The sequence below is a fragment of the Massilia sp. 2TAF26 genome (assembly GCF_052115005.1).
Lineage (GTDB): Bacteria > Pseudomonadota > Gammaproteobacteria > Burkholderiales > Burkholderiaceae_D > Telluria.
The window spans coordinates 68,826-94,190 of record NZ_JBFRFV010000005.1 but is presented as its reverse complement, the minus strand read 5'-3'; the positions used below and the strand labels follow the sequence as shown (position 1 = coordinate 94,190).

22 protein-coding genes and 1 tRNA gene are annotated in these 25,365 nt (G+C 66.5%); 13 read left to right on the top strand and 10 right to left on the bottom strand.

The genetic code is table 11. The features are described from left to right. Positions 1 to 18 precede the first annotated feature (18 nt). The 9 genes from AB4Z32_RS07025 to murQ all read right to left on the bottom strand — a co-directional run bounded on the left by AB4Z32_RS07025 (position 19) and on the right by murQ (position 9,785). Positions 19 to 753: a hypothetical protein gene (locus AB4Z32_RS07025; RefSeq protein ID WP_441935208.1), complete on the bottom strand. Its 735-nt coding sequence runs from the start codon at positions 751 to 753 to the stop codon at positions 19 to 21. A gap of 151 nt (positions 754 to 904) precedes the next feature. After that, complete coding sequence (locus AB4Z32_RS07020; RefSeq protein WP_441935207.1) at positions 905 to 1,528, bottom strand: M15 family metallopeptidase; 624 nt, start codon at positions 1,526 to 1,528, stop codon at positions 905 to 907. A gap of 10 nt (positions 1,529 to 1,538) precedes the next feature. Next, on the bottom strand, positions 1,539 to 2,444 hold the full coding sequence (locus AB4Z32_RS07015) for a LysR family transcriptional regulator (protein ID WP_441935206.1): 906 nt from the start codon (positions 2,442 to 2,444) through the stop codon (positions 1,539 to 1,541). 60 nt (positions 2,445 to 2,504) lie between these two features. Next, entirely contained in the window at positions 2,505 to 3,425 is a 921-nt protein-coding gene (locus AB4Z32_RS07010) for an N-acetylmuramoyl-L-alanine amidase (protein ID WP_441935205.1), read from the bottom strand. Positions 3,426 to 3,461: 36 nt separating this feature from the next. Next, positions 3,462 to 4,397: an N-acetylglucosamine kinase gene (locus tag AB4Z32_RS07005; RefSeq protein WP_441935204.1), complete on the bottom strand. Its 936-nt coding sequence runs from the start codon at positions 4,395 to 4,397 to the stop codon at positions 3,462 to 3,464. A gap of 257 nt (positions 4,398 to 4,654) precedes the next feature. Next, entirely contained in the window at positions 4,655 to 6,205 is a 1,551-nt protein-coding gene (locus AB4Z32_RS07000; RefSeq protein WP_442121288.1) for a glycoside hydrolase family 10 protein, read from the bottom strand. Positions 6,206 to 6,283: 78 nt separating this feature from the next. Further along, a complete protein-coding gene (locus AB4Z32_RS06995; protein WP_441935203.1) occupies positions 6,284 to 7,426 on the bottom strand; it encodes an acyltransferase family protein in 1,143 nt (380 codons plus the stop codon). A 132-nt stretch (positions 7,427 to 7,558) separates the two neighbouring features. After that, a complete protein-coding gene (locus tag AB4Z32_RS06990) occupies positions 7,559 to 8,824 on the bottom strand; it encodes an MFS transporter (protein ID WP_441935202.1) in 1,266 nt (421 codons plus the stop codon). Between the two features lie 79 nt (positions 8,825 to 8,903). Then, positions 8,904 to 9,785 carry an N-acetylmuramic acid 6-phosphate etherase gene (murQ, locus tag AB4Z32_RS06985; protein ID WP_441935201.1) on the bottom strand — a complete coding sequence of 294 codons (882 nt, stop codon included), beginning with the start codon at positions 9,783 to 9,785 and terminating at the stop codon, positions 8,904 to 8,906. A gap of 149 nt (positions 9,786 to 9,934) precedes the next feature. Here murQ and AB4Z32_RS06980 point away from each other — a divergent pair, with 149 nt between their 5' ends. The 12 genes from AB4Z32_RS06980 to AB4Z32_RS06925 all read left to right on the top strand — a co-directional run bounded on the left by AB4Z32_RS06980 (position 9,935) and on the right by AB4Z32_RS06925 (position 24,406). Continuing rightward, entirely contained in the window at positions 9,935 to 11,311 is a 1,377-nt protein-coding gene (locus AB4Z32_RS06980; protein WP_441935200.1) for a serine hydrolase domain-containing protein, read from the top strand. Between the two features lie 96 nt (positions 11,312 to 11,407). Continuing rightward, positions 11,408 to 12,649 carry a D-amino acid dehydrogenase gene (locus AB4Z32_RS06975; protein WP_441935199.1) on the top strand — a complete coding sequence of 414 codons (1,242 nt, stop codon included), beginning with the start codon at positions 11,408 to 11,410 and terminating at the stop codon, positions 12,647 to 12,649. Between the two features lie 363 nt (positions 12,650 to 13,012). Further along, positions 13,013 to 13,465: a YchJ family protein gene (locus tag AB4Z32_RS06970; protein ID WP_441935198.1), complete on the top strand. Its 453-nt coding sequence runs from the start codon at positions 13,013 to 13,015 to the stop codon at positions 13,463 to 13,465. 17 nt (positions 13,466 to 13,482) lie between these two features. Continuing rightward, complete coding sequence (locus AB4Z32_RS06965; RefSeq protein ID WP_441935197.1) at positions 13,483 to 15,090, top strand: carboxyl transferase domain-containing protein; 1,608 nt, start codon at positions 13,483 to 13,485, stop codon at positions 15,088 to 15,090. Between the two features lie 14 nt (positions 15,091 to 15,104). Continuing rightward, entirely contained in the window at positions 15,105 to 15,893 is a 789-nt protein-coding gene (locus AB4Z32_RS06960; protein WP_441935196.1) for an enoyl-CoA hydratase/isomerase family protein, read from the top strand. Between the two features lie 27 nt (positions 15,894 to 15,920). Next, a complete protein-coding gene (gene bioA, locus AB4Z32_RS06955; protein WP_441935195.1) occupies positions 15,921 to 17,264 on the top strand; it encodes an adenosylmethionine--8-amino-7-oxononanoate transaminase in 1,344 nt (447 codons plus the stop codon). Positions 17,265 to 17,290: 26 nt separating this feature from the next. Further along, positions 17,291 to 18,493, top strand: coding sequence for an 8-amino-7-oxononanoate synthase (gene bioF, locus AB4Z32_RS06950; RefSeq protein WP_442121287.1), 1,203 nt, complete (start codon positions 17,291 to 17,293; stop codon positions 18,491 to 18,493). After that, a complete protein-coding gene (gene bioD / locus AB4Z32_RS06945; RefSeq protein ID WP_441935194.1) occupies positions 18,490 to 19,320 on the top strand; it encodes a dethiobiotin synthase in 831 nt (276 codons plus the stop codon). Before bioF ends, bioD begins: the two co-directional genes overlap by 4 nt. A gap of 24 nt (positions 19,321 to 19,344) precedes the next feature. Beyond that, the gene (gene bioB / locus AB4Z32_RS06940; protein ID WP_441935193.1) at positions 19,345 to 20,373 is read left to right on the top strand and encodes a biotin synthase BioB; all 1,029 of its coding nucleotides are present in this window, start codon (positions 19,345 to 19,347) and stop codon (positions 20,371 to 20,373) included. A 134-nt stretch (positions 20,374 to 20,507) separates the two neighbouring features. Further along, the gene (locus tag AB4Z32_RS06935) at positions 20,508 to 22,556 is read left to right on the top strand and encodes an acetyl-CoA carboxylase biotin carboxylase subunit (RefSeq protein WP_441935192.1); all 2,049 of its coding nucleotides are present in this window, start codon (positions 20,508 to 20,510) and stop codon (positions 22,554 to 22,556) included. 9 nt (positions 22,557 to 22,565) lie between these two features. Further along, positions 22,566 to 23,495 carry a 2-hydroxyacid dehydrogenase gene (locus tag AB4Z32_RS06930; protein WP_441935191.1) on the top strand — a complete coding sequence of 310 codons (930 nt, stop codon included), beginning with the start codon at positions 22,566 to 22,568 and terminating at the stop codon, positions 23,493 to 23,495. A 2-nt stretch (positions 23,496 to 23,497) separates the two neighbouring features. After that, the gene (locus AB4Z32_RS06925) at positions 23,498 to 24,406 is read left to right on the top strand and encodes a hydroxymethylglutaryl-CoA lyase (protein ID WP_441935190.1); all 909 of its coding nucleotides are present in this window, start codon (positions 23,498 to 23,500) and stop codon (positions 24,404 to 24,406) included. 94 nt (positions 24,407 to 24,500) lie between these two features. On the opposite strand, the gene AB4Z32_RS06920 is transcribed toward AB4Z32_RS06925, so the two are convergent. After that, a tRNA-Pro gene (locus tag AB4Z32_RS06920) sits at positions 24,501 to 24,577 on the bottom strand. A 112-nt stretch (positions 24,578 to 24,689) separates the two neighbouring features. Between AB4Z32_RS06920 and AB4Z32_RS06915 the strand changes: the two genes are divergently transcribed. Beyond that, positions 24,690 to 25,319 carry a hypothetical protein gene (locus AB4Z32_RS06915; RefSeq protein ID WP_441935189.1) on the top strand — a complete coding sequence of 210 codons (630 nt, stop codon included), beginning with the start codon at positions 24,690 to 24,692 and terminating at the stop codon, positions 25,317 to 25,319. Positions 25,320 to 25,365 lie beyond the last annotated feature (46 nt).

Below are 25,365 nucleotides of genomic sequence, written 5' to 3'. Positions count from 1 at the left end.
TAGCCTGTTTTTGAAACTTTATTGCGGCACCGAACTCGCCTTGACCGTCCCCGCCGCGTTGCCCGGCTGCGCGGGCGCCCCGGCCGCCCCGGCCAATGATGCGGCGCCGCCCGAGTTCCCCTGCGCCGTATTCGTGCCCGGCTCCATCCACGGCGTGCCGGCCAGGTTGGGCCTGGCTTCCACCAATGAGACGTTCGCGCCGGTGCCCTCGCGGATCGCGCGCACCACATCCATCATGGTCGACTCGGTGAATTTTTCCGGTGTGCCGAGGAAGACGCTGCCCAGGCGCCGCGGCCAATGCATGATGCCGCCCTCGGGCTTGGTGAACACGGCAACCATGTCGAGGTGATAGCCGCTCTTGTAGGGGAAGAGGCAGGCGACCAGGTTCATGTCCTCGGTGCCGCGCACCCGCGGGGTTGCCTTGGCGGTCCATGCCGCGCCGTCGCAACTGGGGCCCCTGGCCACCGGAGAACCCGCCGGCACGCCGGTCGGATCGGCGATCTTGAAGTGGCCGGGCAGGTCGGTCGCCTCGACGCCGGGAGGCGTTGCCACCACCGCATCCTTGACGTTGCGGTTGATGCCGTCGGTGGCCGCCTTGGTGACCGATTGCGCGGGAGCGTCGGTCCTGATGTCGAATACCCGGTAGTACTCCACCGTCGTACTGCGCGACGCCAGCGGGTTGTTGCCGCCATCGGTGCTGCATCCTGCCAGCGCGGCCGACAGTCCGGCGGCCAGCGCGCAAGCCCGCGTCATAACTCTTACCGTGCCTCTCATCATGCACCCTCCCTGTTGGTTGGACGTCTGTGACGGCTCCAATTTTTACGCTTGCTCATGCATGACGAATGAGTTGGCTCAAGCGTGCGTGGGTGCCGTCAGCGTGGCGCCACAGGGATGCGGCAAGAACTCAGAGTACGCGGCGGAAGGTTTGGCGCACCAGGTTGCGGTCGCCGCAATCGAAATGCCACCATTCGGTGTTGATGCCGACAAAGCCGGCCTGGAACATCGCCTCGCGCAGCAGGCGGCGGTTGGCCACCTGGGCTTCGGTAAGAGCACCGGTCTGCAGGAAACCTTCTTCCAGCTTCGGGTGCGAGAGTTCGGTCATGTCGTCGAAGCCGGTGCCCATGTCGAGCTCGCGGCCGGCTTCGTCGAGGATGGTGATGTCGAGCGCCATGCCGTAGGAGTGGATCGAGCCGCGCTCCGGATTGGCGAGATACATCTGCAGGCCGGTGCCCTCCAGCGCGTCCCACAGCTGCTGCTGCACGCGCTGGGGACGCAGGGCGTCCAGCACCAGCACCGTGCAGCCGGGCCGCTGTTCCTTCAGCCAGGCCACCACGCGCTCGAGCGCCGCGGCGGCATCGACGTGCAGCCAGGCGCAGTCGTAGGGCGAGTACAGGTCGCGGCCGATGAAGTTGTCGGGGGTGGCGTAGCGCAGGTCGACGGCGATGCCGGCGATGCTGGAGAGGTGACGGAACTCGGGATCGCCGGCGATGTCCTCGCTGGCGATCGTCAAGGGCCCGGTAATGCTCATTGTCGACCTTTCACTGAGTTCCTTTGTCTAACAATGCGCGGGCGGCCGCGCCGATGCAGTTTGCCAGCTCGCGCGCACCGTGCGACAGCGGCGCATGGCTCGCCGTCAGCAGGTAGAGCTGGACCGGAATCGCCGGCGCCCACTGGCGGCACTGGACCTTGGCCTTGGCCGCCGAGGCCGCCGTGAACGGGTCGAGCACCGCGCTGCCGGCGCCCGCCTCGACCAGCGAGCGGGCGATCTGGTAGGTCTGCACCACGGTCTGGAATACCGGATGCACGTCCTGGGCCTCGCAGGCCGCCACCACCATTTCGCCGAGCGGGTCGCGGTCGGCCAGGCCGATCAGTTCACCGGACAGGGCGCTCGGGGTGATCGGCTCGCGGCATTCCGCCTCGCTCCAGGTGCCGGCCGGCGCCATCACCATCAGGTTGCCGGCGGCGATCGCTTCGGCCTCGATGCCGGGGTGGCGCGGGTCGTGCAGGGACAGCGCCAGGTCGGCCTCGCCCAGGCGCAGGGCGTTGACGATCTCGCTGGTGTGGAAGGTGGCCAGTTCGCAACGGGTCTGGGCGAACTCGCGGCGCCACACCGTCAGGGCGGCCGGCAGCACGCTGACGGCGATGGTCGGCGTCGAGATCAGGCGCACGGTCTCGCCGGCGCGGTTCTTCAGGCTGGCGGCCAGGCGGCGGATGCCCTGCAGGTCGCGGTTCAGCTTTTCCGTTTCCGCGAACAGGCGGTGCGCTTCCGGCTTCGGATACAGCTTGCCGCGGACGCGCTCGAACAGCGGCATGCCCAGCTGCAGCTCGGCATGCTGCAGCACCTTGGTCACCGCCGGCTGCGAGATATGGAGAACCTGGGCGGCACCGCTGATGGTGCCGACCTGCATGATGGCGTGGAAAACTTCGATATGGCGCAGGCGCATCGCTTCACCCTTTGGAGCAGAAAGGGAAAGGATACGTAAAACTGGCGCTGCCGGAAAGCATCACTGCTGAACTTTTACCGGCGGTGTTGCAGGAATGGCTGCCGGATCGACCGTGGCGGGGGCTGGAGCCGGCAGCACGGGCGACGGCACCGGCGAAGTGATCACCGGCGACGGCAGCACTGGAGGTAGCAGCGGCAGCGGGCCGCTCGGGTTGGTCAGCGCCTCCAGCAGCGCGGCGGTTTCGACGTCGGGCATGCCGTCGATGTTCGCCGGACGGTATTTCATCTGGAAGGCCGACAGCACGGAGCGGGTCTGCTCGTCCATGTTGCCGGACTGGACCAGGCCATAGCCCCAGGCCGCCAGCTTCTTCTGGAACCAGGCCACGTCCGGCAGCTGGGTCTGGAAGATCGGCGTCACCACCGCCACGCGGGCGGCGTCCGGCCACACCACCAGGCCGGCGTCGGCCAGCTGCTTCCACGGGAACATCGGACCCGGGTCCTGCTTGCGCAGCGGGGCGATGTCGCTGTGGCCGAGCACGTTTTCCGGCGCGATGTGGTTGCGGGTGACGATGTCGCGCACCAGCGGAATCAGGGCGTCGATCTGGTACTGCGGGAAAGGCGCGTAGACGCGGCCGGCCGGGGTGTCCTTCCAGCCCGGATTGACGATCTCGATGCCGATCGAGCTGTTGTTCAGCTGGGTGTAGTTCTTCCAGCTCGAATTGCCGGCATGCCAGGCCGCGTTCTTCTCGTCGACCAGGTTGTAGATGACCGGCCTGGGCTCGTCGGTGAGCAGGTAGTGAGCGCTGACTTCCTGCTGCGTCAGGATCTTGATCGAGGTCGGGCGGTCGCTGACGGTATAGTGCAGCACCAGGAAGCGGGCGCGCGAGCTCTGGCCCTTGGCCGTGTAGGTCTTGTCATACTGCGGTCCGGTGGCGCAACCGGCCAGCAGGGCGATCAGGAGGGTGGCGGCAAGGCTTTTCATGGATGGTTCGTCTCGTCGAATGTTGAATGCTTGTTATTATGCAGCAGGGGTCGGCGGCGGTTCGAGCGCCATGCGCGCCGCCGCGTAATGGGCGCCGCCCGAGGTCTGGCTGAATGCCAGCCCGGCCGGCAGCAGCTCGCGCATCGCCGCCACGATGGACGGGTGCAGTTCTGCCGCGCGGCCCGACACCGCCACCGGGCGCGGTCCGAAGCGGGAAATCAGGGCCCGCGCCAGGCGCGCCAGTTCGGCGCCGGCATTGCGCAGGATGGCGGCGGCGGCCGGATCCTGGTCGGCCGTCGCCGCCACGGCCAGCGCCAGCTTGCCGACTGCGCCGCGTTCCTGGCCGTAGATGAACTGGCGGGAAAACGCCCAGTCGTCGCCGCCGACGTAGTCGAACACGGCCTGCGCCATCTTCGAGCTGCGCCAGGCGCCGGGAGATTCGTCTTCGAGGCGCCAGATGTGGCGCAGCGCCTCCTTCGCGATCCAGAAGCCGCCGCCGCCGTCGTCCAGCACCACGCCGCGGCCGCCGGCGCGGTGGAAGGTGCCGTCAAGGTCGATGAAGGCGCCGATCGAACCGGTGCCGGCGTACACCAGGTAGCCTTCGCCGGGCGCGAAGCTGGCGCGGTAGGCGATTTCCATGTCGCTGCAGAAGTGGATGCCGCTTGCCTGCATGTGCAGCAGCTCGGCCAGCCAGCGCTGCAGCAGTTCGCCCTCGCCGCCGAAGCCGGTCAGCCCGGCCTGCACGCGCGCCGGCACGCCATGGGGCAGCACGCTGGCGGCCAGCTCGGCAAAGGTGGCGCGCACGGTCTCGCGGCCATGCGGACTGCCCATCTGCAGGGCCGACAGCCCGGCGACGGTGCCTTCGGCCACGATCTGGCCGCCCGGCGCAGCGAGCGCCCAGCGGGTCTGGGTGCCGCCGGCGTCGATGCCGAGGCCCAGCTCAGTGGCAGCGGAGGATGAGGCTTGAATCATGGTCGAAGCGAAGTGTACGCCGGTCGGGCCGGGGCGTGCGAATGAAAGGTGGCCGTATGCGCATGAGTAAAGGTTATGGAGAGCACGTCGGCCCGCGGCCCTAGAACCGTCGTGCCCGCGACTTTTGCTCCGTCGCCCCCGCGAAGGCGGGGGTCCAAGTTCTGCTTGAGTTATCGAAATTTATGCAAACTTGGGTCCCCGCCTTCGCGGGGACGACGGTGGCTGGTGTCGCGGGGACGACGTGCAACTGCTAACGATTAGGCCTTCTTCCAGGCCATCACCCGAGCGCTCTCATTCCCCAACCGGTCAACCGCACTCACCACCACCAGATCCGCCGCCCCCAAAGTCGCATCGTCACCCACCAGCCACTCGTTCTGCCCGGCCGGCACCACCGCGAAGCGCCACTGGCCGCCATAGCGCGACCACACGGCATACAGGCTGTCTCCCTTGCCTGGCGCCAGCTTCAGGCGCAGCGCGCTGCCCTTGCGGGTGACGGCCACCGAGGGCGCTTCCGGCTTGTCCTTGCCCAGCCAGGGCGTTGCCGGCACCAGCGCCGGGGTGGCGTAGGAGACCGTGCGCAGCTGGTCGCTCAGGCCCTTGCGGTTCTCCATCAGCGCGACCATGCTGAAATGGACGTGGCCGCCGGCGCTCGGGCGCGAGCGCGTGATGGCGATCTGGTCGATGATCTCCTGGGGCTGGTAATCCTTGGCCGGCGGCGCGATGCCGACCCGGCTGGTGTACAGGCCCGGCCAGACGTGGCGGCCCTGGCTGTTCTGGCCCAGCCAGTAGTCGAGCAGCACGTCGTAGGCCTGGCCCGGCTGCTTGATCGACCAGTACAGCTGCGGCGTGAAATAGTCGAGCCAGCCGTTCTGCAGCCAGGTTTCGGCGTCCGCGTACAGCTTGTCGTACTGCGAGAAGCCGGTGACGCCGGGCGGGCGGCGGTCCGGGCGGCCCAGGCCGAAGGGGCTGATGCCGAAGCGGACCCAGCTCTTCTCCTTGTGGATGCCCTCGTACATGGCCTGGATCAGGTGGTTCACGTTCTGGCGGCGCCAGGATGCGCGGTCCAGCTTGCCCCCTAGGGCCAGGTAGCGCTGCCAGGACGGCTCGTCCGGGAAGTCGAGTTCCGCCTTCGCCGCCTTGCCGTTCAGCGCGGTCTCGTTGCCGGCCGCGGCGTTGGGCGCCTCGATCGGGTAGGGATAGAAGTAATCGTCGATGTGGACACCGTCGATGTCGTAGCGGCGCACCACGTCGAGCACGACGTCGAGGGTCTGCTTGACCGCCGATTCCTCGCCCGGGTCCATCCACTCGAACTTGCCGTAGGTTTTGACGGCGGCCGGATTGCTGCGGGTGATGTGGTTCGGCGCGGCCGGCGACCTGGCGATGTTGTGGCGTGCGCGATAGGGATTGAACCAGGCGTGCAGCTCGAGCCCGCGCGCATGCGCCTGCGTGACCCAGAACTTCAGCGGGTCGTACCACGGTTGCGGCGGCTTGCCCTGGGCCCCGGTCAGGTATTCCGACCACGGCTCGATCTGCGAAGGATAGATGGCGTCGGCCGAGGGACGCACCTGCAGGATAATGGCGTTCAGGTTCAACGCCTTGGCGCGGTCGAGGATCGCGATGGCCTCGGCCTGCTGCTGGGCGGCGTTCAGGTTCTGCTTGCTGGGCCAGTCGATGTTGGCGACGGTCGAGACCCAGGCGGCGCGGAATTCGCGCGGCGCCGGCGGCGGCATGTCGCCATCGCCTGCGCCGGCGGTGGCGATCTTGCCGGCGCCCGGGGTCGTGGTACAGGCCGAGAACAGGCCACTCATCGCCAGCGCGCCGGCGACTCCCGCAAGCGCGAACGCGCGTCGTTTCTGATCAGGTTGCACAGGTGCTCCACATATTTTTCAAACTTTGACGAACCATTTCTTGCGCCACATGCCCCAGGCCACCGCGAACATCAGCGCATTGAACAGCACCGCATGCAGCAGCGAGGTGTTCAGGGGCCCGATGGGCAGCGCGGCGATCGGCGCATACAAGGTTTTCCCCAGCGAACGCAGGCTGCCGTCCGGCTGGGTAAATTTAATGAAACCGAACATCTTCGCCAGGAATCCCGACAGCGCGAAGATGAACAGCGCATTCATGCCATAGATGACGAAGGGTTTGGTCCAGCGCGCCGCGGCCTCGCGCACGGCAGTGTAAGGGTTTACGTCCAGCAGCCAGTAAAAGGCGGAAAACACGATCAGGGCCCAGCCCGTCATCAGGAAGCAATAGGACGGGGTCCACAAGCTCTTGTTAATTGGCATCAGAATGGAGTCCAAAATCGCGCCGATCCACACGCACAACAGGCCGGCCAGCAGCATCCAGACGGTCTGCTCGGTGCGGTTCACGTTCGTTGCCAGCCAGCGCCCGGCCAGCACGCCGAACAGCTGGCTGCACAGCGCGGGCAGGGTCGACACCAGCCCTTCCGGATCCCAGGTCTTGCTTTGCACCCACAGGTGATTGCCCAGCAGCGAGCGGTCGATCCAGGCGCCGAAGTCCTGGCCAGGCTCCAGCACGCCGGCGCCGATGCCGGGCACGGGCACCAGCAGCATCAGCACGCTGTACAGGGTCAGCAGGCCGGCGATGATGGCCAGCTGCATGCGCCAGCCGCAATACACGACGATGGGCGCGGCCAGCAGGGTGCACAGCGCGATCCGCTGCAGCACGCCGGGGATGCGCACCTTCTCGACATTAAAGTAGGGCATGAAGTTCAGCAGGAAGCCGATCAGGAAGATCAGCGCGGCGCGCTTGGCCAGCTTCAGCAACAGGCGCGGGCGATCGGCGCCGGCCGCGGCCAGGCGTCCCAGCGAGAGCGCCATCGCGACGCCGCCGATGAACAGGAAGAAGGGGAAGATGCAGTCGGTGAAAGTCCAGCCGTTCCACTTCGCGTGTTCGAGCTGGGAATACAGGTGGCTCCAGTCGCCCGGATTATTCACCAGCACCATCGCGGCGATGGTGAAGCCGCGGAAGGCGTCGAGCGAAGCCAGGCGGGACTTGGGGTCTTGCATCTTGTTGTTGTCTCCTTCTTGTTAGCGTGTGAACGTCGCCCCCGCGAAGGCGGGGGTCCAAGTTCTGCGTGCGTTACGACTGCGCTGGCAAACTTGGGTCCCCGCCTGCGCGGGGACGACGGCGCACTACTACTACTTCTTCCCGAACTCCGGATCAATCTTCACCAGCGCCGCCATGATGAAAGCCGGAACCGTCGCCAGGCAGGTCCAGGTGAAGAAGTGCTGGTAGCCGATCATCTCCTGCAGCTTCCCGCTCCACATCCCGGGCACCATCATCCCCAGCGCCATCAGGCCGGTGCAGATCGCGTAGTGCGCGGTTTTATACGGGCCCTCGCAGACCATGATCATGTACATCATCATGGCGGTGAAGCCGAAGCCGTAGCCGAACTGCTCGATTGCCAGGAAGCCCGAGATCACGCCGAAGTTCTGCGGCTGGAAGGTGGACAGATACACGAACACCAGGTCCGGCAGGTGCACCGCGAACACCATCAGCCACAGGCAGCGCTTCAGGCCCCAGCGCGAGATCAGCCAGCCGCCGAACAGGCCGCCGATGGTCAGGGCGACGATGCCGATGGTGCCGTAGGCGGTGCCGTACTGCGCGGTGGTGAGGCCGAGGCCGCCCTTCTCGACCGGGTCCTTCAGGAAGGGCGCGACGAGTTTCAGCAGCTGGGACTCGCCCAGGCGGAAAGTCAGGATGAAGCCGAGGATCAGCCAGATGTCGCGCTTGCCGAAGAAGCTGCCGAAGGTGGCCAGGAAGGCGCGCAGCGGATTGCTGCCCTCGCTCGCCTTGTGGTCGGCGTCGGGCCGCGGCAGCACCGCCTGGTGCCAGGCGAACAGCGCGAAGAACAGGCCGGCCAGCACGAAGAACACGATGGCCCAGGCCTGGTGCACGTCGCCCAGCGACACGGCGAGCGTGCCGGCCAGGATCACCAGCGGCCCCTGCCCCGCCAAGGTCGCCAATCTATAAAAGGTGGAGCGCACGCCGACGAAGGCGGCCTGCTGCGCCTGCGGCATGCCGAGCATGTAGAAGCCGTCGGCCGAGATGTCGTGGGTGGCCGAGGCGAAGGCCATGATCCACATGACGGCCAGGCTGACCACGAAGAAGGCGGGTAAGTGAAGCGTCGCGCCGACCGCGCCGAGGCCGGCGGCAAGCGCCAGCTGCAACGCGACGGTCCAGCCGCGCTTGGTGCCGAACATGTCGACCAGCGGCGACCACAGGGGCTTGATCACCCAGGGCAGGTACAGCAGGCTCGTATAGAAAGCGATGTCGGTGTTGGAGATCCCCATGTCCTTGTACATGACGACCGACAGGCTGTTGGCGACGATGTAGGGGATCGCCTGGCCGAAGTACAGGGAGGGTACCCACAGCCACGGGTTCTTTGCTTGCGTTTTCTGCATAACTCTTTCGTGGTGGGGCGTACCGGCGGCGCAGGGCGCTTCCAGCACGCCCCGCTCGCTTAACTGGTCATTGAACTGGTCAGCCGGCCAACGCTTCGCGCACGCTGCCGTGCGCGCTGTCCAGCAGGGCGCACGCCTGCTCGACCTCGATTTTCCTGGACAGGGCGACGATGGCGACCTTGACGTGGAAACCGCACTGCTCCAGCACCTGGCGCGCCGTTTCATCGTCGGCGCCGGTGGCGAAGGTGGTCAGGCGGATCGCCCGGCGCACCAGCTTGGCATTGGTAGCCTTCAAGTCTACCATCAGGTTGCCATAAACCTTGTTCAAACGCACCATCAGGGCGCTCGAGAAAGAGTTCAGAGCGATCTTTTGCGAGGTGCCGGCCTTCAGGCGGGTGCTGCCCGAGATGGCTTCCGGACCGGTGTCCAGGGTGACGCCGATTTCCGCCTCGCCGGCGACCGGGGCGTCCGGATTGTTGGCGAAGCCGACGGTCAGCGCGCCGGCGGCGCGCGCGGCGCGCAGGGCGCCCAGCACATAGGGCGTGGCGCCCGAGGYCGCGATCAGCAGCACCACGTCGTCCGGGCCCACGTTCACGCTGCGCAGGTCGGCCGCACCCTGTTCGAGATCGTCCTCGGCGCCTTCGACGGCGACGAACATGGCATCGGTACCGCCGGCCAGCAGCGCCACCGCGCGGCCGTGCGGCCAGGAGAAGGTCGGATACAGCTCGACGCTGTCGAGCACGCCCAGGCGGCCGGAGGTGCCGGCGCCGACGTAGATCAGGCGGCCGCCCGCTTCCATGCGCGGCAGCGCGGCCGTGACGGCGGCGGCGATGCGCGGCGCGGCGGCGCGGACCGCCTCGACGGCCTTGAACTGGTCATCGACCAGCACATTCACCAGCTCGGTGGTGGGGTATTGGTCCAGGGAAGCGTGTTGCGGGGCGGGGGTCTCGGTGTTCAGCATAATAAAACCAGTGTAATACCAATCCCAACAGCCTGCCATGAAAGGATCGGCCGTTATCATTCCGAAAAGTTATGTATAGCTGCGGCCTATTCATTGGCAGTGCGGCCGGCGACTCCGTATGCTGGCCATGACAAGAACAAGGAGACGAGATGAACCACGGCAGGCGCAATATGCTGGGCATGGCTTTATTGGGCATGATCGATCCGCTGCTGGCGGCCGCGCCGGCGTCGAGCGCTTCCGCGGCCGCCATGCCTGCCGCGCTGAAGGCCCGGCTCGACCGCGAGCTGGCGGCGATCGTGGCGAATCCCGCCTGCGAGCTGGCCAGCCTGTCGGTGCTGGCGATCCGCGACGGCCGCATCGCCTACGAGGCCCAGTTCGGCCGGCGCCTTATTGGCAACGTCAGTGGGTCGAATGGCCAGTCGGACAAGCCGGTCGATGCGCGCACCCTGTTCCGCATCGCCTCGATCTCGAAGATGATGACCACCCTCGGCCTGATGCGCCTGGTCGAGGACGGCAAGCTGGACCTGGACGCCGACGTCTCCGGCTACCTCGGCTTCAGCTTGCGCAATCCGCATTTCCCGGACCAGGCCATCGCCTTGCGTCACCTGCTCACCCACACCTCGTCCCTGCGCGACGAGGCCGGCTATTCCTGGGGCGTCGACACGGCGCTGAAGGACGTCCTCGTCCCCGGCAGCCGCCTGCATGGCGAAGGCAAGATGTGGGCAAGCAATGCCGGCCCGGGCGCCTATTTCACTTACTGCAACCTCGGCTGGGGCGTGATCGGCACCATCATGGAAAGGGTGACGGGCGAGCGCTTCGACCGCCTGATGCGGCGCCTGCTGGTCGAGCCCCTCGGCCTGCACGCCGGCTACAACCCGTCCGAGCTGCCGCCGGAAGACGTCGCCAACATCGCGACGCTGTACCGCAAGCGCACCGTCGACACCGAGGTCTGGGATGCCAACGGTCCCTGGATCGCCCAGGCGGACGACTACGGCCAAGCGCCGCCCTCGCCACCGGCCGGCATCGAGCGCTACGTCATCGGCGCGAACGCCACGCCCTTCAGCCCGACCGGCGGCATGCGCATCTCGGCCCACGACATGGGCGTCGTGATGCGCATGCTGATGAATGGCGGCGTGCACGACGGTCGACGCATCCTGCGGCAGGCCACGCTGGACCGGATGTTCTCGCGCCAGTGGACCTACGACGGCAAAGGCGGCAACGGCGACAGCCTCGACGGCCTGTTCAATTGCTGGGGCCTGGGCAACGAGCAATTCCCTGACGATCCCGTCACCCATACCCGCCTGGTCGAAGGCGGCGGCTTCGCGGCGGCCGGCCACCTGGGCGACGCTTACGGGCTGATGTCGGTGTTCGCTGCCGACCTGAAGAACCGCAACGGCATGGTCGCGCTGGTGGGCGGCACCTCGACCGACCCGCTGGCCTACAAGGGCAGGTATTCGTCTCTGGCCCGTTTCCAGGAACAGATCCTCACGACGATGCATCGGCGCGCCATCCTGGTGCGCGCATGACCGGCGGTTATGCCTGCCTGCGCTACATTCATTAGCGAAAGCCAGGGCCAGCCCCTAAGCTTTCACGTCATCATCGAAGAAAAATAGTGTGCACGGATGCAAGAAATAATCGTGATCGGCGGAGGTGTTGTCGGCCTGACCTCGGCCTGGTGGCTGCTCGAGGCGGGCCACAAGGTCACGCTGCTCGAACGTGCACCACAAGTGGGCACCGGCACCAGTTTCAGCAATGGCGGCCAGCTGAGCTACCGTTACGTGTCGCCGCTGGCCGACGTCGGCGTGCCGCTGAAGGCGCTGCAGTGGATGTTCCAGGAATATGGTCCGCTGCGCTTCAAGCCCCAGTTCGACCTGCACCAGTGGACCTGGCTGGCCGCCTTCCTGGCCAACTGCCGCGCCGACGCCAACCGCAAGACCACGAACAAGCTGCTGGAGCTGGGCGAACTGTCGCGCCAGGCGATGGTCCAGCTCGAACCGGTGGTGCCGCCGGAATCCTTCCAGTGGCGCGAGTCCGGCAAGCTGGTGGTCTACCGGACCAGGAAAGCCTTTGAGGCCGCCGCCTCCAAACCGGATTCCTCCCCTACCCGCCAGGTCTGGAACGCGGCCGAATGCGTGGCCCACGAGCCGGCCCTGGCCGCCGCCGAGGACAAGCTTGAAGGCGGCATCTACAACAGCGGCGAAGCGGTGGCCGACTGCTACGCCTTTTGCGTGGCCCTGGCCGAACGCATCGCGGCGCATCCGCGCTTTACCGGCTTCGTGCATGGCGACGCCCTGCGTCTGCTGACGTCCGGCGACCGGATCACCGGCGTCGAGACCAGCAGCGGCCCGGTGAAAGGTGACGCCTACGTGCTGGCGGCCGGCATGCAGAGCCGCGCACTGGCCCGGACCGCCGGCATTTCGCTGCCGATCTATCCGCTCAAGGGCTACAGCCTGACGGCGCCGATCCGTCCCAGCGACGTGGCGCCGGAAATCAGCGTCACCGACTTCGAGCGCAAGGTGCTGTACGCGCGCATCGGCGGCAAGCTGCGGGTGGCGGCCATGGTCGACATGATGGGCGAAGACCTGAGCCTGGACGCCCGCCGCCTGGCCAGCCTGACGCGCCAGGTCCGCGAAACCATGCCCGATGCGGCCGACTACAACAGCGTCACCCCCTGGGCCGGCCTGCGCCCCGCCACCCCGAACAGCGCCCCGATCATCGGCCACTCGCCCTACAAGAACCTGTGGCTGAACATCGGCCACGGCCCCCTTGGCTTCACCTTCGCCTGCGGCACCGCCAGCCTACTGGCCGACCTCGTCCAAGACAAAACCCCACCCTTTACCCTCGAAGGCCTGACCCTGCGCTGAAATTCGGGGTCAGAGCACTTTTCGCCTTAAATTCGGGGTCAGAGCACTTTATGGGGCAATGACCCAGCTGCAGCTAAGCCCGGCATGGCTTCTGCCATAGGGGCGAATGCTCGGACCAGGCCCGGAATTTGTAACCAATAGTCGAAAATAGCCGCGCTGGCGGTAAAAACCGGTAATGTGCTCTGACCCCGAATTTTTGCGGAAAAGTGCTCTGACCCCGAATTTTTTTCGAGACGGTTGAATTTATTTTCGGCAAAAGATGTCCGAAGATGAGGCAACTGCAGTCAATATGCTGTCTTCTCGGAAATTCCGAACAGTCATCGCCTCTCACCTGAGCCTCTAAAATGGCGGATAATTGCCGCCATGCCTACCCCGCCAAAACCCGGCTGCCCCTGCGGCAGTACCTTGCCCATCCTGCGCTGCTGCGGCCCGTATATCGCCGGCGCCGAGCTGCCGCCGACCGCCGAAGCGCTGATGCGTTCGCGCTACACGGCCTATGTGATGCAGCAGGAAGACTATCTGCGCGCCACCTGGCACCCGAGTACCCGGCCGGAAGAGTCCATCGTCGACAAAAATGAAAAGATTCAATGGCTCGGACTTGAGATAAAATCTGCTTTACGTTTACGTCAACGTAAAGTAGATCTGCCGGAACAGTTGGACCAGGACACCGTCGAATTCGTCGCCCGCTTCAGGGTCAACGGCCGCGCCCAGCGGCTGCACGAGATCAGCAACTTCGTGCGCGAACCCGAAACGCCCGGCGGCGTGCCACGCTGGTTCTATGTAGACGGCAGCTTCCCCGAGCAAAAAGCTAAATAGAATACGCAGGAGACGCGATGCCTCAAATCGACAGCAAACTCAACCCGCGCGGCGAGGATTTCAAGACCAACGCCGCAGCCATGCAAGCCCTGGTCGACGACCTGCGCGCCAAGGTGGCCGCCGTTGCGAAGGGCGGCGGCGAAGCGGCCAGTGCCAAGCACGTCGCCCGCGGCAAGCTGCTGCCGCGCGACCGCGTGCAGATGCTGCTCGATCCCGGTACGCCCTTCCTCGAGTTTTCCCAGATGGCGGCCTACGAGATGTACCACAATGCGGCCCCGGCAGCCGGCATCATCACCGGCATCGGCAGGGTCAGCGGCCAGGAATGCGTGATCGTCTGTAACGACGCCACCGTCAAGGGCGGCACCTATTACCCGATGACGGTCAAGAAGCACCTGCGCGCCCAGGAGATCGCCGAGCAGAACAACCTGCCCTGCATCTACCTGGTCGACTCGGGCGGCGCCAACCTGCCGAACCAGGACGAGGTCTTCCCGGACCGCGACCACTTCGGCCGCATCTTCTATAACCAGGCCAACCTGTCCGCCAAGGGCATTCCGCAGATCGCGGTCGTGATGGGCTCCTGCACCGCCGGCGGCGCCTACGTGCCGGCGATGAGCGACGAGTCCATCATCGTCAAGGAACAGGGCACCATCTTCCTGGGCGGCCCGCCGCTGGTGAAGGCCGCGACCGGCGAGGTCGTGAGCGCCGAAGACCTGGGCGGTGGCGACGTCCACACCCGCCTCTCGGGCGTGGCCGACCACCTGGCCCAGAACGATACCCACGCGCTGTCGCTGGCCCGCACCATCGTCTCGAACCTCAACCGCAGCAAGCCGCAACAGGGCGCGCTGCGCGAATCCGTCGAACCGAAGTACGCACCGGAAGAGCTGTACGGCGTGATCCCGGTCGACACCCGCAAGCCCTTCGACGTGCGCGAAGTCATCGCCCGCATCGTCGACGCTAGCTGCTTCGACGAATTCAAGGCGAGATATGGCACCACGCTGGTGTGCGGCTTCGCCCATATCTTCGGCATGAAGGTCGGCATCATCGCGAATAACGGCATCCTGTTCTCGGAGTCGGCGCTGAAGGGCACCCACTTCATCGAGCTGTGCTGCCAGCGCAAGATCCCGCTGGTCTTCCTGCAAAATATCACCGGCTTCATGGTCGGCCGCAAGTACGAGAACGAGGGCATCGCCCGCAACGGCGCCAAGATGGTGACCGCGGTGGCGACGGCGTCCGTGCCGAAGTTCACGGTGATCATCGGCGGCTCCTTCGGCGCCGGCAACTACGGCATGTGCGGCCGCGCCTTCTCGCCGCGCTTCCTGTGGATGTGGCCGAACGCGCGCATCTCGGTGATGGGCGGCGACCAGGCCGCGTCCGTGCTGGCCACCGTCAAGCGCGACGGCATCGAAGCCAAGGGCGGCCAGTGGTCGCCGGACGAAGAAGCCGCGTTCAAGCAGCCGATCAAGGACCAGTACGAACACCAGGGCCACCCCTACTACGCCACCGCGCGCCTGTGGGACGACGGCGTCATCGATCCGGCCGACACGCGCATGGTCTTGGGGCTTGGTCTGTCGGCCGCGCTGAATGCGCCGATCGAAGACACGAAGTTCGGCGTATTCCGCATGTAAAACGGGGAGAGAACATGGATAACTACGATACCCTGATCATCGACGTCGCCAACAAGGTCGCCACCATCACCCTGAACCGTCCGGACGTGCGCAACGCCTTCAACGAAGTCGCGATCGCCGACCTGACCATGGCCTTCGACGAGATCAGCCAGGACGCCGACGTGCGCGCCATCGTGCTGGCCGCGAACGGTCCCTCCTTCTGCGCCGGCGCCGACCTGAACTGGATGAAGAAGATGGCCGGCTACTCCCACGAGGAGAACGAAGCCGACGCCCTGCGCCTGGCCGACATGCTGCGCACCATCTACTTCAGCCCGAAGCCGGTGGTGGCGAAAGTGCAGGGCGACTGCTACGCCGGCGGCATGGGCCTGGTGGCGGCCTGCGACATCGTCGTGGCGGCTGAAGGCGTGAACTTCTGTCTGTCGGAAGTGAAACTGGGCCTGATCCCGGCCACGATCTCGCCCTACGTCATCAAGGCGATGGGCGACCAGGCTTCGCGCCGCTACTTCCTCAGCGCCGAGCGTTTCGACGCTAGCTGCGCGAAGCGCCTCGGCCTGGCCCACGAGGTCGTCCCGGCCGAGGAGCTCGACACCACCGTGAACACCATCGTCAAGGCGCTGGTGAACAACAGCCCGAATGCCGTGCGCGAAGCGAAGAAGCTGGTGCGCGACGTGGCCGGGCTGCCGATCGACGATGTGCTGCTGGCCGATACCGCCGCCCGCATCGCGAATATCCGTGCTTCCGCCGAGGGACGCGAAGGGGTCGCGTCCTTCCTCGAGAAGCGCAAACCCGCTTGGCTGAGTTAGCCAATCAGTAAAGTAATAGGATTCATCTTGAACCGTCACACCTCGTCCGACTGGATCGCGCGCAGCCTGCGCAGCGTCTGGCACCCATGCACGCAGATGCAGCACCACGAAGAGGTGCCGCTGATCGCCGTCAGCCACGCCAAGGGGCCGTGGCTCTACGACCATGAAGGCCGGCGCTACATGGACGGCATCAGCTCGTGGTGGGTCAACCTGTTCGGCCACGCCAACCCGCGCATCAACGCCGCCCTGAAGGACCAGCTGGACACGCTCGAACACGCGATGCTGGCCGGCTTTACCCACGAGCCGGTGGTCGAGCTGTCGGAGCAGCTGGCGGCGTTAACCGGCCACGCGCTGGGCCATGCCTTCTATGCGTCCGATGGCGCATCAAGCGTAGAGATCGCGCTCAAGATGAGCTTCCATTACTGGCGCAACGCTGGCTACCCGAACAAGCAGGAATTCGTCTGCCTGCAAGGCTCCTATCACGGCGAGACCATCGGCGCCCTGGCCGTCACCGACGTCGCCCTGTTCAAGGACGCCTATGGCCCGTTGCTGCGCGCTTCCCGCACCGTGGCCTCGCCCGATGCCCGCAAGGCCGTCGACGGCGAGTCGGCCCAGGACGTGGCGCGCCGCGCGATCAAGGACGTGGAAACCCTGTTCGCCGAAGAAGGCGACAGGATCGCCGCCATCATCGTCGAGCCGCTGGTGCAGTGCGCGACCGGCATGGCGATGCACGATCCGCTCTACCTGCAGCGTCTGCGCGAGTTGTGCGACAAGTACCACGTGCACCTGATCGCCGACGAGATCGCGGTCGGCTGCGGCCGCACCGGCACCTTCTTCGCCTGCGAACAGGCCGCCATCTGGCCGGACTTCCTCTGCCTGTCGAAGGGGATCAGCGGCGGCTACCTGCCGCTGTCGCTGGTGCTCAGCACCGACAAGGTCTACGAGGCTTTCTACAGCGAAGACATCACGCGCGGCTTCCTGCACTCGCACTCGTATACCGGCAACGCCCTGGCCTGCCGCGCCGCACTGGCGACCCTGCAGATCTTCCAGGAAGACGATGTATTGAACAGGAACCGCGAGACCGCGACCCGCCTGATGCTGGAATTGGCCCCGCTGCTGGAACACGAGCGCGTCACCAGCTTCCGCCAGCGCGGCATGATCCTGGCGTTCGACGCCGTCGAGCCGGATGCGAAACGCGCCTCGACCTTCGCGCGCCGCTTCTTCACCAGCGCGGTCGAGAACGAACTGCTGCTGCGCCCGATCGGCCGCACGGTCTACCTGATGCCGCCCTATGTATTGGACGAAGAAGAGATCGTCGGACTGGCGGCGCGCACGCGCAAGGTCTTCGAGAAGGTGATCGCCGAAGCATGATGAACAATGCGAATCATGCGGTGGATCTGAATCTGATCGCCGGCGTCGAGCGCCAGCTGGACACCCTGGCCGTCCAAAGCCTGACGCGCCGCCGCCGCACCGCCGACTCTCCCTGCGCGCCGCGCCAGGTGGTCGACGGCCGGTCCATGCTGGCCTTCTGCAGCAACGATTACCTGGGCCTGGCCGCGCATCCGCGCGTGATCGCCGCCCTGCACGAAGGCGCGGACCTGTACGGCGCCGGCAGCGGCGCCGCCCATCTGGTTTCCGGCCACAGCCGCGCCCACGCGCAGCTGGAAGAGCGGCTGGCCGCGATGCAGGCGCCGCACCTGGCCGATGCGCGCGCGCTGTACTTCTGCACCGGCTACATGGCCAACCTGGCGGCGCTGACCGCGCTGGGCAGCAGCCCGGATGCGACGATCTTTTCGGAGGCGCTGAACCACGCCTCGCTGATCGACGGCGCGCGCCTGGCAAAAGCCGGCGTCACGGTCTATCCGCATGGCGACGTGGCCGCGCTGGAAACGAAGCTTTTGGAAAGCGGGGCCGGCACGAAAATCGTCGTCACCGACAGCGTGTTCAGCATGGACGGCGACCTGGCACCGCTGCCGGCCCTGCTGGCCCTGTGTGAACGCCATGGCGCCTGGCTGGTGGTCGACGATGCCCACGGCTTCGGCGTGCTGGGCGCGAACGGCCGCGGCGCGCTCGAACATTTCGCACTGCGTTCGCCCAACCTGGTGTATGTCGGCACCCTCGGCAAGGCGGCCGGCGTGGGCGGCGCTTTCATCGCCGCGCATGCCTCCGTCATCGAACTGATGATCCAGCGCGCCCGCCCCTACATCTACACGACGGCGAGCCCGCCGGCGCTGGCGCATGCGCTGCTGGCCAGCCTTGACATCATCGAAGGCGCGGAAGGCATGGAACGCCGCGCGCACCTGAACCGGTTGATCTCCCTGCTCGACGATGAGCTGAAGCTGAAGCGCTGGCAGCGGCTGCCGTCGCGCACCGCCATCCAGCCCATCGTCATCGGGGCCAACGACGAAGCGCTGCGGGCGGCCAGCCGCCTGCACGAGCAGGGCCTGTGGGTGCCGGCGATCCGCCCGCCCACCGTGGCGCCGGGCACCGCCCGCCTGCGCGTGACCCTGTCCGCCGCGCATACGCAAGACGAGGTGGCGCAGCTCGCCGCCGCCCTGAATCACCTGGAAACCCAGCAGCTGGAAAGGACCGCAGCATGACTCTCAACGATCCCGAACAACCGGGCGGCACGCCGGCCCATTCGGAAGTCGGCTTTGCCGAGCCGGCGAAGGCCGCCGCGCCCGTCGTCACCACCGTGCCGGCCCCGCTGGCCGCGGAAGGCGTGCCGACGCGCTTCGCCTGCTTCGTCACCGGCACCGATACCGAAATCGGCAAGACGCTGATCAGCGCCGCGATCCTGCACAAGCTGGTACAGCATGGCCAGCGCGCCTGCGGCATGAAGCCGATCGCGGCCGGCGCCGAAGAGCGCGACGGCGAGCTCCATAACGAAGACGCCGCCATGCTGCGCGCCGCCGGCAATGTGAACCTGCCGCAGCACATCACCACGCCCTTCATGCTGCGCGAGCCCTGCGCCCCGCACATCGCGGCCGAGCTGGAAGGCGTGCGCATCGAGCCGGTGGCGATCATGACCGCCTTTGCGGAGATCCTGGGAGCGTCCGACGCCACCGTGGTCGAGGGCGTGGGCGGCTTCTGCGTGCCCTTCTCCGACGATTTCGACAGCGCCGACCTGGCGGTGCAGCTCGGCCTGCCGGTGATCCTGGTGGTCGGCATGCGCCTGGGCTGCATCAACCACGCCCTGCTCACCGCCGAAGCGATCATCTCGCGCGGCCTGGTGCTGGCCGGCTGGGTCGCCAACCAGGTCGATCCAAGCATGCGCTTCGTCGACGAGAACGTGGCCGCCCTGGAGCAGCGCATGCCCGCGCCCCTGCTGGGACGCGTGCCGCGCCTGGAACAAGTCTCGGCCGCCGATGCGGCGGCCTATATCGAGCTCGCGGGCGTGCCGGGATGGCCGCTCATGYGCTCCTGAAACACCAAAACAAGGATTCAAAAAATGACCCAAGTCGTTACCCTCCACCCGCCCGTCACCCCGGCCTCTCTGCCGAAGGACGCCACCTGGCCGCTGGCCGAGGTGCTGGCCCTGTTCGAACTGCCGCTGCCGGAGCTGATGTTCCGCGCCCAGCAGGCCCACCGCGTCAACTTCCCCGACGGCGACGTCGAACTGGCGACCCTCCTCTCCATCAAGACCGGCGGCTGCGAGGAAGACTGCGGTTACTGCCCGCAGGCCGCGCGCTACGATACCGGCGTCGAAGCGAAGAAAATCCTCGACCTGGACACCGTGCTGGCCGCAGCAAGCGAAGCCAAGTCCAAGGGCGCGACCCGCTTCTGCATGGGCGCCGCCTGGCGCAGCCCGAAGGAGCGCGACATGGAAAAGGTCGAAGCCATGGTGCGCGGCGTGAAGGCGCTCGGCATGGAAACCTGCGCCACGCTGGGCATGCTCGAGGAAGGCCAGGCCGAACAGCTGAAGCAGGCCGGCCTGGACTACTACAACCACAACATCGACACCTCGCCGGACTTTTATGGCGACGTGATCTCGACCCGCGAATACAACGACCGCCTGGATACCCTGGGCCGCGTGCGTAACGCCGGCCTGAAGATCTGCTGCGGCGGCATCGTCGGCATGGGCGAGACGCGTTCGCAGCGCGCCGGCCTGATCGCCCAGCTGGCCAACATGAACCCGTATCCGGAATCGGTGCCGATCAACCACCTGGTGCAGGTCGAAGGCACGCCGCTGCACGGCCTGCCGCCGCTGGACCCGATCGAATTCGTGCGCACCATCGCCGTCGCCCGCATCACGATGCCGAAGGCGCGCGTGCGTTTATCCGCTGGCCGGCGCGAGCTGGGCGAGGCGGTGCAGGCAATGTGCTTCATGGCCGGCGCCAACTCCATCTTCTACGGCGACAAGCTGCTGACCACCGATAACCCGGAAGCTGACGATGACCGTGCGCTGCTGGAAAAGCTGGGTTTGAAAACCCGCTCGGCGACCTTGGAGTCGGTGCAGAAGGAAAGTTGCGGTTGCTGAGGCCACGTACCTGAAAACGTCAATCCCGCGAAGGCGGGAATCCAAGTTTTTGGACTGAGCCACGAACTTGGGTCCCCGCTTGCGCGGGGACGACGGATCGAACGCTAACACTTAAAAAATAGACGAGACACCACATGTTCACCAAGATCCTCATCGCCAACCGTGGCGAAATCGCCTGCCGCGTCGCCGCCACCGCGCGCCGCATGGGCATCCGTACCGTTGCCGTCTACTCCGAAGCCGACGCCGGCGCGAAGCATGTCGCGGTCTGCGATGAGGCGGTCTTGATCGGCCCGGCCGCGGCCAAGGACAGCTATCTACGTGGCGACAAGATCCTCGAAGTCGCCAAAGCCACCGGTGCCCAGGCCATCCATCCGGGCTACGGTTTTCTCTCGGAGAACGCGGAATTCGCCGAAGCCGTCGAGGCGGCCGGCCTGGTCTTCATCGGCCCGCCGGGTTCCTCGATGCGCGCGATGGGATCGAAGTCGGCGGCGAAGCAGCTGATGGAAGGCGCGAACGTGCCGCTGGTGCCGGGCTACCACGGCGATGCCCAGGATCCTGAGCTGCTGCAGAGCGAGGCCAACCGCATCGGCTATCCGGTGCTGCTGAAGGCCAGCGCCGGCGGCGGCGGCAAGGGCATGCGTGTGGTGGAGCGCTCGGAAGATTTCCAGGCCGCGCTGGCCTCCTGCAAGCGCGAGGCGATTTCCTCCTTCGGCGACGACAAGGTGCTGGTCGAGAAGTACCTGACCCGCCCGCGCCACATCGAGATCCAGGTCTTCGCCGACAAGCTGGGCAACTGCGTCTACCTGCACGAGCGCGACTGCTCGGTGCAGCGCCGCCACCAGAAGGTGCTGGAGGAAGCGCCGGCGCCCGGCATGACCGGGGAGCGCCGCGCCTCGATGGGCGAAGCGGCCGTCGCCGCCGCGCGCGCGGTCGGCTATGTCGGTGCCGGCACCGTCGAGTTCATCGCCAACCAGGACGGTTCCTTCTACTTCATGGAGATGAATACCCGCCTGCAGGTCGAGCACCCGGTGACGGAGATGATCACCGGGACCGACCTGGTCGAATGGCAGCTGCGCGTGGCGGCCGGCCAGCCGCTGCCGAAGCAGCAGCATGAAATCTCCATCAATGGGCATTCCATCGAAGCGCGCGTGTATGCGGAGAATCCGGAGAAGGGCTTCCTGCCTTCGATCGGTACCTTGCGTTTCATGGACGTGCCTTCGCATGTGGCTTTCGAGCTGGGCGGCACTGCAGACGCACCGGCCGGCGTGCGCATCGATTCGGGTGTACGCGAAGGCGATGCGATCTCGCCGTTCTACGACCCGATGATCGCCAAGCTGATCGTCTGGGGCGCGGACCGTACCCAGGCGCTGTCGCGCATGGCGCAGGCGCTGTCCGAGTTCCACATCGTCGGCCTGGCCACGAATATCGCCTTCCTGAAGCGCCTGGTGGAAGGCCAGGCCTTTTCCAGCGCCGACCTGGACACCGGCCTGATCGAGCGGAACAACGCCTCGCTGTTCCCGGCCGCCGGCCCGGCGCCGAAGGGTGCGCTGGCCCTGGCGGCAGTCGCGCTGGCGGATGCCGAGCAGGCCTTGTCGGTGTCCGGCAATCCGGCCGATCCCTGGACCAGCACCCATGGCTGGCGCATGAACGGCACCTATCGCCGCGCATTGTCCTTCAGCGACGAATACACCGCCATGCTCGACGCCAAGGCCTATGCAGCGGTCCTGGCCTATCACCCGCACGGCTGGGTGCTGGAACTTGACGGCGCCGCCCACCCGTTGGCGCTGGTCTCGAAACGCGGCGGCGAAGGAGATGGCAAAATCGCGATCCGCCTCGACGGCAGCGCCCTGCACGGCACCGTGCGCCGCGACGGCGAACTGCTGCACGTGTTCACCGGCGGCCAGCATGTCACCCTGCACTACGCCGATCCGATGGCGCATGCCGGCGAAGTCGAAGCCGCCGGGGGTCGCCTGACCGCGCCGATGCCGGGCAAGGTGGTCGCCGTGATCGCGAAAAACGGCCAGACTGTCAAGAAGGGCGAGCCGCTGGTGATCATGGAAGCGATGAAAATGGAGCACACGATTGCGGCGCCGAGCGACGGCCTGGTCGAAGAGATCCTGTACCAGGTCGGCGACCAGGTGGCCGACGGCGCGCCCCTGCTGGCCTTCAAGGCCGCCGCCTGAGGAGGCCGAATGCGGATTCTCCTCTACCGCGGCGACGGCGTGATCGAGCCGTGGGCGCGCGATTTCGCGCAGGCGCTGCCGCAGGCCGAAACGGTCGCATGGCAAGAGGGGCACGCCCTCGAACCCTGCGACTACGCTGTCCTGTGGGCGCCCACGCCCGCCCTGCTCGACCAGCTGTCGCGCGTCAAAGCGATCTTCCTGATGGGCGCGGGCGTGGACGCGATCCTGAAATTCGGCGATGCCCTGCCCGACGTCCCGGTGATCCGCCTGGGCGACGCCGGCATGGGCGGGCAGATGGCGGAGTACGTGGCGTATGCCGTGCTGCGCTACTTCCGCCGCTTCGACGAATACGAGCAGCAGGCGCGCCAGGGCATCTGGAATCCGCTCGGCGCGCGCAGGAAGGAAGAATTCACGGTCGGCGTGCTGGGGCTGGGCAAGCTCGGCGTGCCGGTCGTGCAGGCGCTGCGCCAGCTCGGCTTTCCAGTGCGCGGCTGGAGCCGCACGCCCAGGGACATCCCGGGCGTCGAATGCCATGCCGGCATGGACTCGCTCGACGCGTTTCTGGGCGGTTCGCAGGTGCTGGTCTGCATGCTGCCGCTGACGCCGGAAACGACCAACCTGCTGGACCGCGCGCGGCTGTCGAAGCTGCCCGAGGGCGCGTATCTCGTCAACGTCGCGCGCGGCGCCCAGGTCGCCGAGCCTGACCTGCTGGGCCTGATCCGCTCGGGCCACATCGCGGGCGCCACGCTGGACGTTTTCCGCAACGAGCCGCTGCCGGCGCCGCATCCCTTCTGGAGCGAGCCGCGCATCACCATCACGCCGCACATCTCGGCGCTCACGATCCGCGAGGAAGCCGTGCGCCAGATCGCGCAAAAGATCACCATGCTCGAACAGGGCGAACATGTGGCCGACGTGGTCGACCGCCAACGAGGATACTGAAAATGAACCTGCCAAAACACGTCAAGATCGTCGAAGTCGGCCCGCGCGACGGCCTGCAGAACGAAAAAGAGAATGTCTCTGCCGCCGTCAAGATCGAGCTGGTCGACCGCCTGTCGCGCGCCGGCTTCGCCAACATCGAAGCGGCGTCCTTCGTCTCGCCGAAATGGGTGCCGCAGATGGCCACCAGCCTTGAGGTCATGGCCGGCATCAGCCGCCGTCCGGGCACCATCTATTCGGCCTTGAGCCCGAACATGCAGGGCTTCGAGGCGGCGCTGGCAGCGAAGGCCGATGAAGTCGTGATCTTCGGCTCGGCCTCGGAGGCCTTCTCGCAAAAGAACATCAACTGCTCGATCGCGGAATCGATCGCGCGCTTCGAAAGCGTTGCCAAAGCCGCCAAGGAGCACGGCCTGCGCCTGCGCGGCAGCATCAGCTGCTCCTTCGGCTGCCCCTACCAGGGCGAGGTGCCGCTGGATGCCGTGGCCGACGTGGTGGCGCGCATGCGCGACCTGGGCTGCGACGAGATCGACATCGCGGACACGATCGGCGTCTCGACCCCGCGCAAGACCCAGGCGGTGATGGAGACCGCGGCGCGCGCCTTCAAACTCGAGGCTATCTCCGGCCACTTCCACGACACCTACGGCCAGGCATTGGCGAACATTTACGCCAGCCTGGAAGTGGGCGTGGCGATCTTCCACTCCTCGGTGTCGGGCCTGGGCGGTTGCCCGTACGCGAAGGGCGCGACCGGCAACGTCGCCACCGAGGACGTGGTCTACATGATGAACGGCCTGGGCATCGAGACCGGCATCGATCTCGACCAGGTGGTGGACGCGGGCCACTTCATTTCGCAGCAGCTGGGGCGCAAGGGAGTGAGCCGGGCGGGGAATGCGCTGCTGGCGAAACGGGCTGGCTGATTTGTCATGCGATCGTGGGCACGCCGTGCCCACGTCCTCGCCACGCGGAAATGAAAAAAGGCCGACGATCGCTCGTCGGCCTTTTCGGTATACTTGGTCGGAGTACAAGGATTCGAACCTTGGACCCTCTGGTCCCAAACCAGATGCGCTACCGGGCTGCGCTACACTCCGAAGACAACGATCATACCCTTCCGCAGAGGTCGCGGTCAAGGAAAGCACCCGAGAATGCGCGCGAATGTGTGCGGATGAGGCTTTCCGGCACAGGAATCGATGGGAGCCGCACGTGAATGCCGTAATCGACCGTTTTCCGGGACCGGGCTTTGACGCCCTTCCCGACCGCAAGCAATTGCAGCGCGTGGCGGCGGGCATCGCCATCTCGCTGGCCGCGCATGCGCTGCTGTTATCGATCTACCGCCAGCCGCGGCCGGTCGCCCTGCCCGCGCCCGCCGGCGAGCCTCTCACCGTGCGCCTGCGGGCGGAGCCGCAACGACCGCCGGTTGCGGAGCCGGCCGAGCCGCCGGTACAGCCGCAAGTACAAACGAAGCCGGTGCCGCGCGCACGCCCGCCCCGTCGCATCATCGCCGTGCCGCCGCAGCCGGAAACCGCCAAGGACAAACCCTTCGCCGTCGAGGCGCCGCCCACACCACCGGTGCCCGCGGACGCAGCGCCGGCACGGCACTTCAACCTGGACGCCGCCCGCAGCGTGGCGCGCAAGGTGGCGAACGAGCCGGATCCGGCCAAGGTGGGAACAGCGCTGGAAAGACTGCCGCCGCCGCCCTTGCAGACCGAGAGCAAGTTGGAGCGCGCCATCAAGGGCGCCAAGCGGCCGGATTGCAAGGATGGGGTGCCGGGTGGATTGCTGGCGCCGATTTTCCTGGCGATGGATAAGAAGGATAGTGGGTGTAAGTGGTAAAGCATCGTCATTCCCCGCGAACGCGGGAATGACGTTGGTTTGCGGA